9 protein-coding genes and 1 pseudogene are annotated in these 18,486 nt (G+C 66.8%); 1 reads left to right on the top strand and 9 read right to left on the bottom strand.

Going from position 1 to position 18,486, the window contains the following annotated elements; translation table 11 throughout:
• The 3 genes and pseudogenes from WS68_RS13270 to WS68_RS13260 all read right to left on the bottom strand — a co-directional run.
• Positions 1-186 (bottom strand): annotated as a pseudogene (locus tag WS68_RS13270) (efflux transporter periplasmic adaptor subunit); the annotation flags it as partial.
• A 262-nt stretch (positions 187-448) separates the two neighbouring features.
• Positions 449-1,669 carry an MFS transporter gene (locus WS68_RS13265; protein WP_059571238.1) on the bottom strand — a complete coding sequence of 407 codons (1,221 nt, stop codon included), beginning with the start codon at positions 1,667-1,669 and terminating at the stop codon, positions 449-451.
• A gap of 278 nt (positions 1,670-1,947) precedes the next feature.
• Entirely contained in the window at positions 1,948-2,526 is a 579-nt protein-coding gene (locus WS68_RS13260; protein ID WP_059571237.1) for a TetR/AcrR family transcriptional regulator, read from the bottom strand.
• A 266-nt stretch (positions 2,527-2,792) separates the two neighbouring features.
• On the opposite strand from WS68_RS13260, the gene WS68_RS13255 reads away from it, so the two are divergent.
• Entirely contained in the window at positions 2,793-3,731 is a 939-nt protein-coding gene (locus tag WS68_RS13255) for a LysR family transcriptional regulator (protein WP_082710014.1), read from the top strand.
• Between the two features lie 48 nt (positions 3,732-3,779).
• On the opposite strand, the gene WS68_RS13250 is transcribed toward WS68_RS13255, so the two are convergent.
• The 6 genes from WS68_RS13250 to WS68_RS13225 form a co-directional block, all read right to left on the bottom strand.
• Positions 3,780-4,226 (bottom strand): PaaI family thioesterase, encoded by a 447-nt coding sequence (locus WS68_RS13250; RefSeq protein ID WP_059571236.1) that lies wholly within the window; start codon positions 4,224-4,226, stop codon positions 3,780-3,782.
• Positions 4,227-4,332: 106 nt separating this feature from the next.
• Positions 4,333-7,044 (bottom strand): aconitate hydratase, encoded by a 2,712-nt coding sequence (locus WS68_RS13245; RefSeq protein WP_059571235.1) that lies wholly within the window; start codon positions 7,042-7,044, stop codon positions 4,333-4,335.
• 56 nt (positions 7,045-7,100) lie between these two features.
• The gene (locus WS68_RS13240) at positions 7,101-7,718 is read right to left on the bottom strand and encodes a nitroreductase family protein (RefSeq protein WP_197419600.1); all 618 of its coding nucleotides are present in this window, start codon (positions 7,716-7,718) and stop codon (positions 7,101-7,103) included.
• An 89-nt stretch (positions 7,719-7,807) separates the two neighbouring features.
• A complete protein-coding gene (locus WS68_RS13235) occupies positions 7,808-8,575 on the bottom strand; it encodes a hypothetical protein (RefSeq protein ID WP_156429494.1) in 768 nt (255 codons plus the stop codon).
• Positions 8,544-17,099 (bottom strand): type I polyketide synthase, encoded by an 8,556-nt coding sequence (locus WS68_RS13230; RefSeq protein ID WP_082710013.1) that lies wholly within the window; start codon positions 17,097-17,099, stop codon positions 8,544-8,546. Before WS68_RS13230 ends, WS68_RS13235 begins: the two co-directional genes overlap by 32 nt.
• A 21-nt stretch (positions 17,100-17,120) precedes the next feature.
• Positions 17,121-18,395, bottom strand: a complete 1,275-nt coding sequence (locus tag WS68_RS13225; RefSeq protein WP_156429493.1) for a hypothetical protein — start codon at positions 18,393-18,395, stop codon at positions 17,121-17,123.
• Between the last annotated feature and the right edge of the window lie 91 nt (positions 18,396-18,486).

Raw genomic sequence — 18,486 nt, 5'->3', positions numbered from 1 at the left:
GCTCTGCCAATCCGTTACCGTCTTCGACAGCACGCCGGCCACGTCCACTTCCGTCAGCGGCGCCTGCGCCTTGTCGGGTGCGCTCGCCCGCACACCAATCACGCCCGCCAAACCGAAGCCCGCGAATGCAATTGCAGCAACTCCGGCCAACACAATGCGAGAGCGGCGAGTATGCAAAATCTTCATCTCGGTATTTCCCGATCGATCGATATTTTTTTAAGTATTACTAACGTACTGAAATTTCGAAATGCCATTCCGATTTCGGCAAGCATTCGATTATTCAGAACAGCAGCCTGTGCCTCAGGCGCTCCGTGCCCCACACTGCAGCCGACCTGTCGCCATCGGACAGAATCGGCATTTCACTTCGAGTGCAACCAACAACGTCGGCGTGGCAGCGCCATCTCGCCGACCGGCGCAGAAGGCGTGCCAGACAACAAAACAATGCAGCTCAACCGTCCACCAACTCCCGCGTCGCAGCGCGGGCCGCCTTTTTCCGGGCGGTAAGCAGCACGATGCCAAGCGAAACCGCTTCGAGCGCCGCGCCGATCAAACCGAGACTGCCCACCCCTTGCCTGCTCAGCGCAAATCCGCCCAGGGCGGAACCCAATGAAAAGCCGATGTACATGAACGACGCATTCAACGAAAGTGCGACAGGCGCGACATTCACCCCGCCGATGCCAATGAGCCTGGATTGCTGCGGCGGAATGAATCCCCAGACCGACGCGCCCCACAGAATCACCGCAACGATCACCGGAACCACGGCAAGCGGCGGCGGAACATACGCATTGATTGCCGACAACGCCACGAACGCCGCGGTCAGCACGCTCAATGCAAGCACGATGACCCGATGCGAACCAAGCCTGTCGGTAAGACGGCCACCCGAGATCATCCCGGTCACGGCCGATACCCCCCAGACGAACAGCACGCCGCTCAGCAGCGATCCATGTACCTTCAGCGTCTCGCCGATATACGCCGCGATATAGGTATAGACCGTGTATGCGCCGGCCGCCCAAAGCATCGTCGACAGCAGCGCCATCAATACGGCGGGCCTGCTCGCCACTTGAATCCGCTGAGTCAGGGTCGCCGTCGGCAGACCCTTGCCGAACCCTTTCGGCAAACCGAACAGCAGCCCCACAGTGCCGATCGCACCAAGCACCGCCACGCTCGCGAACGTCGTCCGCCAACTGCCGAAACTCGCGATGATCGACCCGAAAGGCACGCCAAGCGCGATCGCGAGGCTGGAGCCGCCATTGACGATCGACAATGCGCGCCCGCGCTGCTCAGGCGCGACCAGCGATCCGGCTACCGCGTTGGCGTTCGGCAAGTAAAGTCCGGCAGCGAACGCCAGCAGGATTCGCGCGCCCATTAATTGGAAGAAGCTGGTCGAATACCACGCCGCCACGTTGGCAACGGTGAATGCGGCAAGACTGAATATCAGCAGGATGCGCCGGTTGAGATTGCCCGTGAGCGTCGTGAGAATCGGCGAGCTGATCGCATAGGCGAATGCGAAAACCGTCACGAGCAACCCCGCAACGCCAACGCTGACCGACAGATCGCCGGAGATGCTCGGCAGCAGCGGAGCGATCATGAAACCCTCTGTCGATAGCGCGAACGCTCCTAGCGCCAGCCAATAGAGCGGCCGTTTCGAATTGAGCTGAGCTGATTCCATTGCATCTCCCAAAAAATATCCAACTGGCCAGCATGCGAATCGCACAAGCCGCAGCGACCGCCGTACCGAAATTCGCCGAACCGGGCTAAACGCAGCCTCGCCGACACGGCATTTTGTTTAGTGATCCGAATTGATCGTTTCGGAGCGGCCGCTCGCCGCAATGCCGCTTTACTGTGTTCGATATCGATGCCTTTGTGCGAGCCGCGCGCTGTCCGATCGGCCGGCCGCTCACCCACTGTATCGGCCCAGGCGCCCCAGTTCGTCAGCCGCCGGCGGCATCAGTTGCGTTGCACGACTGTGTCCAGCCACTCGCAGATCTGCTTGACCTCACGCCGAAGGAATACCTCATCGGAATAGGCGTTCGCCAACATCGCGACGCCTTGCGTGCGCGACAGCAGATGCATCGCCAACATATCGGCCTCGACGCCGGCATCGTGGCCAAGCAGCACGAATTGCTTGCACAGCCACCCCCGAAATGCCGTAAACAACTCGTTCGCCCGGTTCTGCGCAACATGATCGAGCTTCGTCAGTTCGGCGCAAAGCGTGCCGACCGGGCAGCCGGAACGGATGATCTTGCCCCGGTTCACGATCAGCATGTTCGCGAAACGCTTGAGGCGGTCGAGCGGCTCCGGCCATTCGGCTTCCCACTCTTCCAGCATCGATTGGATGTTCACCTGACGCACGTCGATCACGGCGTCGAGGATCTCGTCCTTGGTTTTGAAGTGGTAGTAGAAATTGCCGCGCGAAATCTTCACCGCGTCCGCGATATCCGAGAAGGATGTGCGGCCGTAGCCATGCTGATAGAACAACTCATCGGCGGAATTGACGATGAGATCGCGAGTTGCTTCGGCTTTCATGAACACACCTTTGTGTTGCCGGCACCACGTGGAACAAGCTTGGCGATGCGTCCATCTGCCGAACCGCCCGTGTTGCCCTGATTTTGCGCAGCGAAATTAGGATTCTCGTCCTACAATGCCTGCATGCTAGGACGCTTGACCTAATCCGTCAAGAACCATCGGGAAACGCAACTGCGTCCGATGGCTCCCGGCCACCGCCCAGCCCGCAGCGGACCGCGAAGCGACCGCGGCCGCTTGCGACCAAAAATAGAGACAGGGACTGTCCAATGGACTACTTACAGTCGATACGTACCTTCGTCCGGATCGCCGAACTCGGCAATTATTCCCGGGCCGCGAAGTCAATGAACATCTCCAACTCGCTGGCGACGCGGCAGATCGCGTCGCTCGAGCATCATCTGAACGCCCGTCTGTTTCAGCGCAGCACGCGGCGCCTGTCACTGACCGAGCAGGGGCGGGCCTATCTCGAATGTGTGCGCGAAGTGCTTCGGGATATCGAGCGCGCCGAGCAACTGGTCGCGACCAACTCGCACCCCCCGGCAGGCACGCTGCGTATCGTTGCGCCGGTCACGTTCGGGCTGCACGGCTTTTCGTCGATGCTCAATGCGTATGCGCAACGCTATCCGGAGGTCACGCTGGACGTCACGCTGACGGATCGGCAGGTTAGCCTGATCGACGAACGCTTCGACGTGGGCCTGCTCACCGGCAGGCAGACGACGGGCGACCGCATCGTCAGGCGCCGTTTGATCACCCATCACATGACGGTTTGCGCATCGCCGGGTTATCTGCGCCGATACGGCCTGCCGGTGCATCCCGCGGAATTGTCGACGCACGCGTGGCTGCATCTGCCATGCGAGCGGCACGTGGATCAACTGGAGTTTTCCGGGCCGCACGGGCCCGTGCGCGTGAGCTTCAACAACGCCGCGCGGACCAATAACGCGGACATGCTGCGGCAGTTTGCGCTACTGGAGATGGGTATTGCGATCCTGCCGCGCTATCTGGTCAACGACGATCTCGCGCGTGGCACGCTTGCCAGCCTGTTGGACGACTACCGGCTGCCGTGCGTCGGCATCGATCTCGTTTATCCGTCGCAATATTTTCCACCAAAGGTGCGCGCGTTCGTCGAACACCTGAGCGAATTCGTGCGCAACGACGTGCACGATTCAAGCAAACGTTCTGATCAAAGCACCGCGGAGCCGGTTGCGTGACCGGCGCGGCCAATCAACGAACGCGCTGACCGGAGGGCGGCCCCCGCGCTATCGGGCGGCGTCCGCCCTCCGGATAAAGCAGGTGGCCGTTGCCAACGCGATTTTCTTGCCGTCGGCCGTCGACAACACGCCCTCGGCCACGCCCAGGCTTCTGGACAAATGAATGACCTTGCCCTCGGCAATCAGGTCGACAGACTGCGGCGCCGGGCGCAGCATCTTGACGTTCAAATCGATCGTGGCATAGCCGACGCCGGCATCGAGCATCGTGTGAACGGCGCAGCCCGTGACCGTATCAAGCACGGTCGCCGCAAAACCGCCGTGCACCACACCCTGCGAATTCAGGTGTCGCTCGTCGGCGCGAGCAGTCATTTTTACGTAGCCGGCTTCGATGAGTTCCGCGCGCATCGGCATCGTCGTCCACATCGGGGCGTGCGGCAACTCGCCTGCCGCCGCCGCGCGCAACATCTCCAGTCCGGACATCGGGATTTGAGCCATGCTCAGCCTCTATGCGTTAATCGGCCATCCGGAATTGACGGCATCGATTCCAAAGCGTAATCGTAAGCTGGATTCGATGCGGAAACCGCGCGGCCGGCGGCGTCGTTCAAGCGCGCGGTGCGATGCTTTTCGCAAAAATCGCGCGCAACACGCCGCCTTCGCGCACGTAGCGCCATTCCGCCGCCGTATCGATGCGCAACGTGCCGGCCACCCTGGCGATTTCGTCTCCGTTGCGGCTGACCGTGACGGTCGCGGGCGGACGCGGCGTGCGCGCGGCTGAATCGAATTCGATATCGACGCGCTCCGAGCCATCCCAAACCAGTGCGTCGAGCACGCTCGACGCGCCGATCTCGACCGGCAGCACGCCCATCAGCGCGAGATTGCTGCGATGGATGCGCTCGAAGCTCTTGGCCACCACCGCCGCGACGCCGAGCAGCGACGTGCCCTTCGCCGCCCAGTCACGCGCGCTGCCGCAACCGTAGAGCGCTCCGGCGAAGATCACGCTGGGCGTGCGGTCGGCGAGATTTTCCATCGCGACGTCGAACAGGCTGCGCACCGCGCCGTCGCGCGCCGAACGCGCGAGAGGGCCGGTGCCGAGGCCCGTCAGCCGGTTTTGAAGGCGTGGATTCGCGAACGTGCCCCGAATCATCACATGATGATTGCAGCGGCGCGCGCCGTAGCTGTTGAACTCGTGCGGCGCCACACCCTGCTCGCGCAGATAGCGTGCCGCGTCGCTATCGGCGGCGATCTCGCCGACCGGGCTGATGTGGTCGGTCGTCACGTTGTCGCCGAGCACGCCCAGCACGCGCGCGCCGCGAATCGGGCCGAATGGCGCCGCCGCGCCGGACGGGCGCTCGAAGAACGGCGGCTCGACGAAATAGCCAGACGTTTTCCGCCACTGGAACACCATGCCCACCGGCGCTTCGATTTGCTGCCACGCGGTGTCCGGATCTGAGTCGGCGCGGGTGTTGCGATCGCTGACGTCGCCGCTGATATCGCCGCTGATATCGCCGCGTTCGCGGAGCGCGCCGCCGGATTCGCGCGGATACAGGCCGGCATAAGCCCGCTCGTCGACCACCTCGCCAACAAGCGCGTCGATTTCCGATTTGTCCGGCCACAGCTGCGCCAGGAAAACCGGCGCGCCCGACGAATTGAACGCGAGCGGCTGCGTATCGAAATCGATGGAAATGGTGCCCGCCAACGCATAAGCGACGACGAGCGCGGGGTTCGCCAGATAATTGGCCTTGATCGACCGGTGGATTCTTCCGTCGAAGTTCCGGTTCCCGGACAGCACCGCCGCCACCGACAAATCGCGCTCACCGATAGCCGCTTCGACGCCCTCGGCAAGCGCGCCGGTATTGCCGACACACGACGCGCACCCGTATGCGGCGACGAAAAAACCGAGCCGCTGCAACGCGTCGAGCAAACCGGCGCGCTCGAGGTAGCGCGTCACGGCGCGCGAGCCGGGCGCGAGCACGGTCTTCACATACGATGGCGGGCGCAATCCGCGCGCGAGCGCGCGTTGCGCGAGCAGGCCGGCCGCCAGCATCGCCGCCGGATTGGCGGTGTTGGTGCAGGACGTGATCGCGGCCAGTACGACGGCGCCGTGATCGAGCCGGGCGGGCACCTGCGCCGGGCGCCCGGCGCAGGTGCTGCTGGCGCTCACCTGCGCGAGCGTGAGCTTCTGATGCGGCCGGGACGGACCGGCCAGCGTCGGCCGCACGGCGGACAAATCGACATCGACGACCGCCGAATAATCGAACTGCTCGGCATCGGGAATCCCGAACAGTCCCTGCTCGATGCAGTACGCGCGGATCGTCTCGACCTGCTCGGCCGAGCGCCCGGTTTGCCGCAAATAGGCGAGCGTGGCGTCGTCGATCCCCCAATACGCACTCGTCGCGCCATACTCCGGCGCCATGTTCGCGATCGTCGCGCGATCCGGCAGCGACAGGCCGCGCGCGCCCGGACCGACGAATTCGAGCAATTTGCCGACCACGCCGAATTCGCGCAGCGCGTGCGTCAGGTGCAGTGCGATATCGGTCGCATACACCCGGCTGTCGGGCCGCCCCGTCAGCCGCACCGCGACGACATCCGGCACGCGCTGATAAAGCGGCTCGCCCAGCAGCGCGATCTCGGCCTCCAGGCCGCCCACCCCCCAGCCGAGCACGCCCAGCCCGTTGATCATCGTCGTGTGCGAATCGGTGCCGACAATCGTTTCGGGATAAATCCAGCCGTCGCGCTGCACGACCACGTCGGCGAGAAACTCGAGGTTGACCTGATGAACGATGCCTTGCCCCGGCGGCACCACGCGCACGTTCCGGAACGCCTGCGCGGCCCATTTGACGAACTCGAAGCGCTCGGCATTGAGCCGATGTTCGGCGGCGAGATTGACCTGCCGCGCATTCGCATCGCCATATGCATCGACGACGACGGAATGATCGATGACGAGATCGACCGGCAACGCCGGCTGAACGGCCTGCGGCGGCGCGCCCGCACGCACGGCCGCGCTGCGCATGGCCGCGAGATCGCCCAACAGCGGAATGCCGGATGCGTCCTGCAGCAGCACGCGCGACACCCAGAGCGCAATGTCGTGGCTGCATCCCGGGCGCCAGTCGAGTATCGCGTGCGCTTGCTGCACCGTGGCGGCCGTGCCGTCACAGCGGCGCAATGCGGCTTCGAGCAGGATGCGTATCGACACCGGAAAGCGGCTCACCTGCGCATGGCTGCGCGTCACCTCGCGCAGCGACACGAAGCGTGCGCTCGAGCCGTCCGGTAACGGAAAGGGAAACGGCTGATGGAAATGGCTGAAATGCGTCATGGGGCGTGATCTGTCGGGAGGCGTGCGCGAATCGGATCGGATAGGCCCGCCTTGTCTCAGGCGGTGACCGCCGCCGGCTTCCATCGGCTCACCAGCTTGCCCAGCTCCGGCCGGCTGCGCTCGGGCAGCTCGCCGCGCGCGTGGCCCAGGTGCACGAAACCGATCACCTGTTCGTTCGGCAGCAGGCCCAGCAGCGCGGCGACTTCGGGATCGTAAGCCGCCCAGCCCGTCAGCCATTGTGCGCCGAGCCCGATCTGCGATGCGCCGAGCAGCAGGTTGTACGCGACGCAGCCGGCGCTGAGCTGCTGCTCCAGAGCCGGAACCTTGTGCGCCGGATCGATACGCGCGATCACGGCGATCACGAGCGGCGCGAACGTATAGCGCAGCCGCTCTTTTTCCTGCTGAGCGGCGGACAATCCGGGCTCCCGGCGCAGCGCGCGTTCGACGAGCCGCTCGCCGAAGTCCAGCTTGGCCTCGCCTTCGAGCAGAATCAGCCGGAACGGTTCGAGCTTGCCGTGATCCGGCACGCGAATGGCGGCCTCCAGCAGACGGTTCAGCGTCGCAGGATCGGGGACTGAGCCGCCAAGTTGACGAATCGGCGTGGAGCGCCGCTTGAGAAGAGGAGCGAGAAAATCGGTCATGAGCGAATCTGCCTCGTGGGATTTCGTTTGCATGCGCCATCATGCCGACGCCGGCCGGCTGAAATTTGCCGCGGCGGCGAAACACCGGAATAGCCCGCCGGCCCGCCGCCGCGCCGCGATCGCTACGCGTCGCCGTAAAACGATGCGTCCAGATAGTCGCCTAAGCGCCTTTTGAGATGATCGCGAAACAGCACCATGCTCGGCCACGGTTGCATGAAGGCGGTCCATTCATCGATGCGCTCGTCGCTATCGAGATGCGCGATGCTGACGATTTCGAGCGGCAAGCGCTTCGACGTGAAGGCCCGCAGAAAATGCGCGCCGTTTCGCAACGCCGGGCCGTATTCGCATTCGCCATACACCGCGCCCGCATGACCGAGCACGTGAGACACGGCGGCCGCTCCGTACACCGGCCGCACGAACGCCGGGCCGTGGAACACGGCCTCGTCGCTCAACGGAAACGGCAGCCGCCGGGGCACGGGCTCGCTGTCGGCGGGCTCGGCGAAGCCGACCGGATCGAGCGTGCGCTCCTCGTTCCATGCCGTCATCACGCGCCGCAACCGGTCCCGCCAAGGTCCGAGCCATTGCAGCGGCCGCACCGCGACGCGCACGTCGTCGATCATCCCGTCGGCGTTCGTCAGCGCGAGCGTCACGCCTTCGATGCGCCGATCCGGCTTGCCGGCGCGCCATGCCACGGCGGCGGCGGCGTCGCCGCGGAATTCGAGGTATGCGCTGGCTTCGTCGCCGAGCGCCTCCTCGAGATGACCGAGGCTGCGCACGACCGCGTCCGCGCCCTCGATCCGCTCGCGCAAGAACGGATGCGCGAGCCGGGCCTCGGGCGCAAGCCCGCGCGTGGCCGCCTCAAGCATGGTCAGAAAGAATGGCTGTCGCATTGCGCTCCTCCTCTTTTCGCGAACCGTCCGCTTGTTGCGAACCGGCGTCGTGCTTGCCAAACGTGTCGCCGTCGAGCGACGCGACAAACTCTGCCACCTGCGGCCCGAAGCGCTGCACGTTTTCGCGATCGAACAGCGCGATGTGCTCGGCAAAACGCGAGAACGGCGTGAGCTGCGGCGCCTCGACAGCGTCGATGCGCACGTCCAGTTCGCGGATCGGCCCGGCAAAGTGCCGCTCCCAGCCGCGCGAAAACACGTTGCCCTCGACGTTGATCGAGAATGCGCGCGCCGCCAGCGTGACGGGCCCGTCGATTTCGCCCATCGTCATCCGGTAGAAGCGCCGGATCGTGAACAGCGTTTCGAGCGCCTCGGTCGTCTCGCCGCTCGGATCGGGCAGCATCAGGCCGCGCCCGTTCTCGGCGAGCTGATCGAGGAACCATTGCGCCGTTTGCGCCATCCCGGCGCTCGCAAGCTGCGGCGGCGCGGATACGTGGGGCAGCACGAGCCGCGCGAGATGCAAGACGTCGCCTGCGCTCGCGAGCCGTATGTCCGTGCCGAACACGGTGACCAGGCGCTCGATCGGGTGCATGCCCGCGAGCGCGTCGTGCAACGGATCGGCATCCATCAGCTTGCGCGCCTCGATGAATTTCTCGAGCCGCACGCCCGTCTGCCGATAGACGTCGAACATCAGCACGCCGAGCACACGCTCGCCCTGGCGCTCGAGCAACGCCGCCACCTCGAACGCCAGGCGTCCGCCAGCGGACCAGCCGCCCAGCAGATAAGGGCCATGCGGCTGGCGGCTCCTGAGCGTCTCCACCAGCAAAGCAACGTATTCGGGCAGCGTCTCGCCGCCGAGCACCTTGTTGAGCAGCGTGATCGGCCGGTCACCGAGGTACTGACGCAACGGCAAGTAGGACCACGCATAGCCGCCCATGCCGTGAACCAGCACGAGCGGCGTCTTCGACGCATCGCCCGGCAGCGACACCACGTTGGACGCCTCGCCCGCCGCCGCACCGCCAGCGGCGCCCGCGCGCTCCGGCGTCTGACCGCCCGCCGCGTCGGCGTGCGCGCCGCCGGCGGCCGCGCCATCGGCCTGAGCCTGTGCTTGCGGCACGAGCGCCGCCAGGTCGCGCATCAGTTGATCGGCCATCGCGGCAACGCTTGGATGATTGAGCGTGAACGTGCTCGACAATCGCTTGCCGCCCATCGCGCTTCCGAGCTTCAGCCGCAACTCGACGGTCATCAGCGAATCGAGACCGAGATCGACGACTGGCTGATCGTCGGGAACGTCACCCACCGCCTTGCCCGACACCGCCGCGACCGATTCCCGCACGAATTCGCGCAGCGCCGCGAGCCGCTCGCCGGCCCCCATGCCGGCGAGCCGCTCGAGCAAGCCCGTGGCAGCCGGCGCCTGCGTGGAGGCGGAGCTGTTCTGCGCCGTGGTGGTCGGCACCACGACCTGCGGCACGTTCGCGCCGGCATCGAGCAGGCCATCGAGCACCTGCAGCCCGATGCGCGGATCGATCGTCAAGCGCTCTTTCGCGAGCTTCGCGCGCACGGCCAGGCCGACCTCGGCCCACGGCCCCCAGTTGATCGCGAGCGCGGGAAGCCCGTGGGCGAGCCGGTAGTGCGCAAAAGCGTCGAGGAACGCGTTCGCCGCCGCGTAATTCGCCTGACCGCCCAGGCCAACGAGAGCGGAATTCGACGAGAACAGCACGAAGAAGTCGAGCGTATCGGCGAGCGTTTCCTGGTGCAGATGCCATGCGCCATCCGCCTTTGGACCGAATACGTCGTTGAAGCCCGCCCATGTCTGCCGTTCGAGCGCGCCGTCGGCCGTCAGGCCCGCGCAGTGCAGCACGCCGCGCAGCGGCGGCAGCGTGCGGCGCACGTCGGCAAGCACGCGCGCCACGTCGTCGGCACGCGACACGTCGGCGCGGTACACCGAAACGCGCGCGCCCTGTGCGTGCATCCATTGCAGCACCGGCTCGGCCTCCTGCGTGCTGCCACGCCGTCCGACGAGCGCGAGCGCGCGGGCGCCGCGCTCGACGAGCCGCCGCGCAGCGGCAAGACCCAGCCCGCTCAGGCCGCCGGTGACGAGATAGGTCGCGTCAGGCCGCACGCGGTTCTCCGGCACCGCCGCGCCCGGCCGGAAACGCGCGAGCCGCGGCGTATAGCGCGTGCCGGCGCGCACCGCCACTTCCGCGCCTGCGCCGTCCTGAGCGCCGGCCGGTGCATCGCGCAGTTCGTTCGCGAGCCATTCGGCCTGAGCGTCGATCGCGTGTTGCGGATCGAGATCGATCAAACGGCCTTCAAGCTCTGGATGCTCGCGCCTGACGACGCGCGCAAAACCCCAAAGCGGCGCTTGATCGAACGCCACCGGCGCGGCGCCGGCAGGTTGCGCGCCGCGGGTCGCGAACGATATGCGCAGCGCAGCGCCGCTCTTGTCCATGTACGCGAGCGCGCCTTGCACGACGTGCAACGCTGCGCGGCCGTTCGTCTCGAGCGATCGGCGCCAATCGTGCGGCCCGTCGCCCGCGTCGGCGTCGGCCGGCCACGCGTAGACGATATCGGTCACCGGCCCGCTGTGCGCCGCCGCCTGCCGCACGATCTGCTCGAATTCGTCCGCGTCGTTTCCGGTCGCGACAAAACGGCCGTCACGCAGCCGCGCGTAGTGATCGCCGTGCACGACCAGTGTGCAAGCATCGCCCGCGGCCGCCAGCGAGCGCTGCAGGCCCGCCGCTAACTCGCCGCGCGCCAGCACCAGCCAGTGGCGGCCGCCGGCCGCCGGTGCGCGTGCCGCGACTCTGACGGCGGCAGCAGGGCTCCACTCCTGTTGCCAGACCCAGCGCGCCCAATCGGCGGATGCGCCAATCAGCGTTTCGGGCCGAACCGCGCGCTTCACGTAGCCTTCGATTTCGACCAGCAGGCGGCCATCCGCATCGAAGAAACGGACATCCGATTTGATGTGCGGCCCCTGCTGCTCACGAATCCGCGCATGGCAGCGGACGCGCTTGCCGGGAGAAGCGAAAAACGTGATGCGCTCGACGCCGACCGGCACCGACAATCCCTCCATCACGCGCTGCGCGACGCCGCTCAATTGAAAGCCGCAATCGAGCATCGCCGGATGGATCAGATACTGGCCGATCTCGCGGCTTCGTGCCTCGTCCAGCTCGATTTCGGCAACGGCCTCGCCGTCTCCGCGCCAAATCTCGCGCATGCCCTGAAACGCCGGCCCAATCTGCAAGCCGAGTTTGTGCAGGCTTTGATACTGGTCGGCGGCAGACACGCGCTCGTCGCAGCGCGCGCGCAATGCGGCCCAATCGATGTGCGCCGGCGCTGCGTCGCCGGCGCGCTGCACGTCGACGCGCACATGCTCGCTCGGCGGCACGCTGTCGCCCGCCGCCGGCTCCACGCCGCCGGGCGTGCCGCTGAAGATGCGCACGTGCAGCGTATCGTCGCCGTCGGCAAGCGCATGAATGTGCAGATACCGCTCGTCGACGTCGCCGACGACGAGCGCCGCCATCAGGTTCACGTCGGACAGCCGGTACGCTGCCGCGCCCCAGCGCGTGCGCGCCAGCGCCAGCGCCGTTTCGATGAAACCCGCGCCCGGAAACACCACGCGGCCGAACACGTGATGCTCGCCGATGAACGCGGGCAGCGCGGACAGCGGCTGCTCGAACGCGCCGAGGATGCCGAGCGGCTGGCCCAGCAGCGGATGGCCCGCGCCGCCGGCCCGCGCCATCGGCGCGCGCGCGGCGGCCGGCCGATCGTCGCTGACCCAATAGCGGCGGCGCTGGAACGGATAGGTCGGCACCGGCAGGCGCCGATGGCTGTCGCGCGGATAGAACGCGGGCCAATCGACCGGCCCGCCGTGCGCATAAACCGCGCCCAGGCTCTCGGCCAGTTGCTCATCGCTGCCGCGCCCCTTGTGAACGGACGGCAGCCACACGCCTTGCGCGTCGCCCGCGATTTCGCGCGCGAGGCCGAGCAGCGTCGGGCGCGGCCCGACCTCGATCACGATATCGCACCGGCTGTCGAGCAGCGTCTCGATGCCTTGCGCGAAGCGCACGGTATCGCGGATATGCCGCCGCCAATACTTCGGCGAGCAGATGTATTCGGCCGATGCAACAGTGCCCGTCAAATTGGAGATCACCGAGATGCGCGGCGGCCGGAACGTCACGCGCGACGCAACGGCTTCGAACTGATCGAGGATCGGGTCCATCAGCGCCGAGTGCGCGGCGCCGGACACCTGCAAGCGCGCGCATTTGACGCCTTCGGCCTCCAGCTGCGCCTGTACGGCGCCGATGGCCGCGCCCGTGCCCGAAATCACGATGCTTTGCGGCCCGTTGACCGCGGCGATCGCAAGCTCGTCCGGATGCGCGTGCACCGCCTCTTGCGCACGCGCGAGATCCGCGACGATCGACAGCATCTCGCCCTTTTGCGGCACCGATTGCATCAGCAGCCCGCGCGTGGCGACGAGCCGCAGCCCGTCCTCCAGATCGAACACGCCGGCGACGCACGCCGCGACAAGCTCACCGAGGCTGTGCCCGATGACGACGTGCGGCTCGATGCCCCACGAGCGCCACAGCTCGGTCATCGCGTATTCGAACGCGAACAGCGCGGGCTGAAGATACGCAAGCTCGTCGATCAGCGTCTTGTCGACACCTTCGCCGAACATCACCGAGGTCAGCGGGAAATCCAGCACGTCCGACAGGATGCGCTCGCAGCGATCGAGGGCGCCGCGAAACACGGGCTCGGTGTCGTAGAGATCGCGGCCCATTCCCGCATATTGCGCGCCGCTGCCCGTGTAGAGAAACGCGATCTTCGGCGCGGCCCCGGCGGGCACGCGGGCGAACGACGAGCCAGCGCGCGCGCGGCCTTCGGCAAACGAGCGCAGCGCGCCGGCAACATCGGCGCTCGTCGCGCCCGCCACCGCGAGCCGATACGGCAGATGCGAGCGTGCCGTCGCGGCAGTGAAGCACACGTTGGCGAGCTGCGCCGCATCCGCGTGCGTCAGATACTCGGTATAGCGGGCGGCCAGTTCGCGCACCGCGCCTTCGTTCGCGCCGGAAAGCGTCAGCACGTGCCGCGAGCGCACGGCGCGCGGCGCGCGCGCATCGGCGGCGGCATCTGCATCGGCATCGTGTGCCGCAGGCGCGTCCGGCGCGGGCTCGGGCGCTTGCGCGAGCGTCACATGCGCGTTCGTGCCGCTATAGCCGAACGAACTCACGCCCGCGATGCGTGCAGATTCGGCGTGCCACGGCTCGGTGCGCTGCTGCACGACGATCGGCAGCTCGGCGAACCGGATGTTCGGATTGAGCGTCTTTAGATGCAACGTCGGCACCAGCGTATGCCGATGCAGGCACAGCGCGGCCTTGATCAGCCCGGCAATGCCGGCCGCCGCCTCCAGATGGCCGATATTCGATTTGAGCGAGCCGATCGCAAGCGGCGCGGCTCTCGGGCCGTCCGACGCGAATACCGCGCCGAGCGCTTCGACTTCGATCGGATCGCCCAGCGCCGTACCGGTGCCATGAGCCTCCACGTAATGCACGTCGCGCGGCCGCAGGCCCGCGCTGCGCAACGCGGCGCGCACGACTTCGCGTTGCGCGAGGCCGTTCGGCGCGGTGAGGCCGTTGGTCTTGCCGTCCTGATTCACCGCGCTGCCGCGGATCACCGCGTAGATCCGGTCGCCGTCGCGCACGGCGTCGTCGAGCGACTTGAGCAGCACCACGCCCACGCCTTCCGAGCGCACGTAACCGTTCGCGCTCGCATCGAACGGCTTGCATTTGCCGTCAGGCGAGAAGAACGTACCGTGGCTCAGCGAGATGGTGCGCTCCGGCGTGAGGATCAGGTTGACGCCCGCCGCGAGCGCAAGGCCGCATTCGCCGTTCGCGATCGCGCGGCACGCATGATGCACGGCGACGAGCGACGACGAGCACGCGGTATCGATCGACATGCTCGGCCCATGCAGATCGAACGTGTACGACAGCCGCCCGGAGGCGACGGCCGGGCTCGCGCCGGTCGATACGAACGGGCTGGAATCGTGGATGCGCGCGAGCGTGATGCGGCCGTAATCCGATTGCGAGATGCCGACGAACACGCCGGTCTGGCTGCCGGCGAGTGCCGCCGGCGCGATGCCCGCATCCTCGATCGCGGCCCAGGCCGCCTCCAGCAGCAGCCGGTGTTGCGGATCGGCGTCCGTCGCGGCCCGCTCGGACAGGCCGAACAGTTCGCGGTCGAACTGGTCGACGCCGTCGACGAAGCCGCCCCAGCGGCTATTGGTCTTGCCCGGCGCGCCCGGCTCGGGATCGTAAAACGCGTCGGCGTCCCAGCGCGACGCGGGCACCTCGGTCACGGCGTCGATGCCTTCGCTCAACAGCCGCCAATAATCGTCGAGGCCCTCGCCGCCCGGAAACCGGATGTACATTCCGATGATCGCCACCGGCGCGGCCGTATCGCCCGAACGGCGCACTGCCGGCGCGGCGGCGGGCGCGCTCGGCGCGGCCGTGTCGCGCTCAGTCAAATACCGGACCAGCGCATCGACGCTCGGATGGTCATACAGCGCGACAGGCGGCAACGGCCAGCCGAGATGCTCGCTCAGCTCGCCTGCCAAACTCACGAGCCCGAGCGAATCGAGGCCGTATTCGGCAAACGGACGATCGCCGATTTCGTCTTCCGGCAAATCCACGCGCTCGGCAAGCGCACGGCGGATATAGGCGCGCAGATCGGCGCGCGCGCGCTGCGCATACTCCGCCGCCCGCGCGCTGCGGCGCGGCGCGCGCGCGATCACGTCAAGTGCGCCGGCAATATAGCGGGCGCGGCACAGCGTGCGCTGCAGCTTGCCGCTGCCGGTGCGCGGCAGCGATCCCGACGCGACGAACACGATGTCGCGAATCCGCAGGCCGTGCTTGCGGCTCACGACTTCGCGGATCGCCGCCACTGCCTCGTCCGTGCGGCCGAGCGCGTCGGCCGCCAGCTCCGCGGCCACCACGAGCACTTCCTCCCCCGCGACCAGATGCGAAAACGCGGCCGCCCGCTCGACGCCTGCCTGCGCGGCGGCGCGCTCGACATCCTGCTCGATGTCTTGCGGAAAATGATTCGCGCCGCGAATGATGATCAACTCCTTCAGACGTCCCACCAGGAACAGCTCGCCGTCGAACGCGACGCCGAGATCCCCGGTGCGCAGATAGGAGCCGGGATCGCCCGCGAGCGTCGCGCGGAAAATCTGCTCGCTATCGTCGGGCCGGTTCAGGTAACCGAGCGCGACGTCCGCGCCGGACAGCCAGACTTCGCCAACCTGGCCGTCCTCGCAGCGGCGCAGCGTTTGCGGATCGACGATCCGGATCGTGCGGCCGGGCCGCTCGAGCGGCCCGTAGCCGAGCGCCTCGATGCCCTCGTCCGACGCGCCGCCATCGGCCACGGCAATCGCCCGGCCTTGGCCCAGCGCGTGGACATCGAACTTGCGCACGAGCGGAAACCGGCCCGCCGGCGCCTCGGCCACCCGCATCGTCACTTCCGAAATGCCATAGCACGGCTGACATGCGGTTGCGCTGAAACCGCTCAGCGCCGCCGCTTCGGCAAAGCGCCGCAGCGTCTCGGCACGCACCGCCTCGCCCGAGCTGTACGCGTTACGCCAGCAATCGAGCCGAAGCGCCTGCCACTGCTCGGGCTTCACGCGCTGCACGCAAAGGTCATACGCGAAGTTCGGCCCGCCCGAATGTGTGGCGCGGAAATGCGAAATCGCGCGCAGCCAGCGCACCGGCTGCTCGATGAACAACTGCGTCGCCAGATGGATCGCATGAAAGCCGATGCTGACCGGCAGACACGCGCCATACATGAGCCCGGCCGCGTGCGACGTGGGCGACCACGTCACCAGCACGCTGTCGCTCGCGAACCCCGAACCCGCAGCCGAACGTTCGCTGTTGGCGAGGAAGTTGGCGTGCGAAAGCATCACGCCCTTGGCGGTGCCCGTCGAGCCGGAAGTGTATTGCAAACACGCGATGCGCTCGCCGCTCGGCTCGGGCGCCTGCCAGCGGCTCGCCTGCGACGGCTCGATCCGGTCCGATGCAATGCGCGGCAGTTCGCGCAGCGCGGGCGAGGCGGCAAACAGCGTGGCGAGATGCGCGTCGGCGTCGGTTGTCGTCAGCACGCAATGCGGTTTCGCATCGCCCGCGACACCCTCGATGCGCGCGAGCGCGCCATCGTGTCCCGCACGCTCCGGCAACGCGAGCGGCACGGCAATCGCCCCGGCGTACAGGCACCCCCAGAACGCCGAGATGAAATCGAGCCCCGACCCAAAGATCAGCAATACGGGCTTGCCCGCCGCGCCGCGTGCCACGAGCGTCGCGCCGATCGCGCGCGCGAGGGTATCGAGCTCGCCGTAGGAAAGCGTCTTCGCGTCGCTCAGATTGTCGTCGCTGACGTAGGTGAACGCCCGGCGCTCGCGCTCGTGCTCGCCCCGCCAGCGCAGCACGCTGACGAGATCGGCAAAATCGCGACGCAAGGTGGATGCGGTGATCTGCATGAAAGAGACTCCTCGTCCGGTTCAGTTGCGGCCCTGCGCCGGTTGGCGATATTCCTTGGACTCGGCGTCTTGCGGCCGGTAAGCGCTCAGCTCGAAGTAGTTGCGGAACAGCCGGTCGAGCGAGCGGTACGCGCCGTCGCCGGTCGCGAAGACCGCCTGGATTTGCGCCGGCGCATCGAGATCAGCCAGTTCGCGCTTGAGAACGTCCCAGACCTGCGCGAACGCATCGACGAAAATGCGCTGGAACCACGGAATGCCCGCTTCGGTGCCGATCAAGTACCAGCTGATCGACTGCGTCAGCTCGCGCACGCTCTGGCGCACCGCGAAATCCAGCTCGCCGGGCGCGCGCATGGTCGACACGTGGCGGATGCTGTTCACGTCGACGATCCCGCCGTCGAGCACTAGGTTCTGCGCCATCAGGCAATTGCCGCGGCCGAAGTGCGATGGATCGGTCGGAATCCAGCCGAGCGCGAGAAACTCGGCGGTCAGGCGAATCCAGCGCTGGATCGCCGTGTCCGGATCCGACAGCTCGCGCAATACCGCATGGCGCTTGTCATATGACACTTCCGGGCCGACGTCACCGCCACGCACGTGCATCGCGCGCAGCGGATAGGACGGGTAGTAGTACACGTAAGCGCCCAGATCGTCGCGGATCATCGCCTCGACCAGGGTTGCCGTTCTCGGCGACAGTTGCGGACGCAGTACGTCGAGCGCGCGCTCGCGCACCTCGGCCGGCCAGCGGTATACGAACAGCGGCGTGGGAATCCGGGCCAGGCGCCCGAAGCGGCGGTAATACGCGCTCTGCAATTCGAGCGCGCAGCGCGCTTCGTCGTCCGCGTCCCACAGCGGATGCACGCCCGGCGGCTTGCCCTCGCTGATCGGGAAACGTTCGAGCTGGTTCATCAGCGTCAGATCCTCGAGCACGTGGCGGGCCTGTCCGCCGATCGTCCAACTGAAGATGTTCCACATCTCGCCCATGCGCTTCGTGATGCTGCCGAAGTTCTCGGACACCGGCTCGGTGCCCTTGATCGCGATGTAGCCCTGGCCGTTCGGCACGCTCTTGAGCTTGCCGAGATCGAGATAGAACGCGCGGACGTGGCGATCCGGCCGCGACACCGGGCCATAGTCGCCGAACGCCCATTGCTGCTGCACCGGCAATTCGCTGCCGAGCAGGTCATAGACGCCGTTGAGCGCGGGCTCGACGGCCGACAGCGCGTCGAAAATTTCCGCCGACTGCTCGCGCAGCGTCCAGATCGGTTCGAGCGAAACGGTTTTCAGGCCGCTTTCGCGGCTCAAAAGTTCATCCTTGATACGCACGTTGTCCACCTCTTCGATGTCGCGGCCAAACGCGTCAACGGGCGTTCGGCCGCACAATGTTGGTCGCAGG

Source organism: Burkholderia sp. TSV86, assembly GCF_001522865.1.
GTDB lineage: Bacteria > Pseudomonadota > Gammaproteobacteria > Burkholderiales > Burkholderiaceae > Burkholderia.
This window is presented reverse-complemented; position numbering and strand designations above follow the sequence as displayed.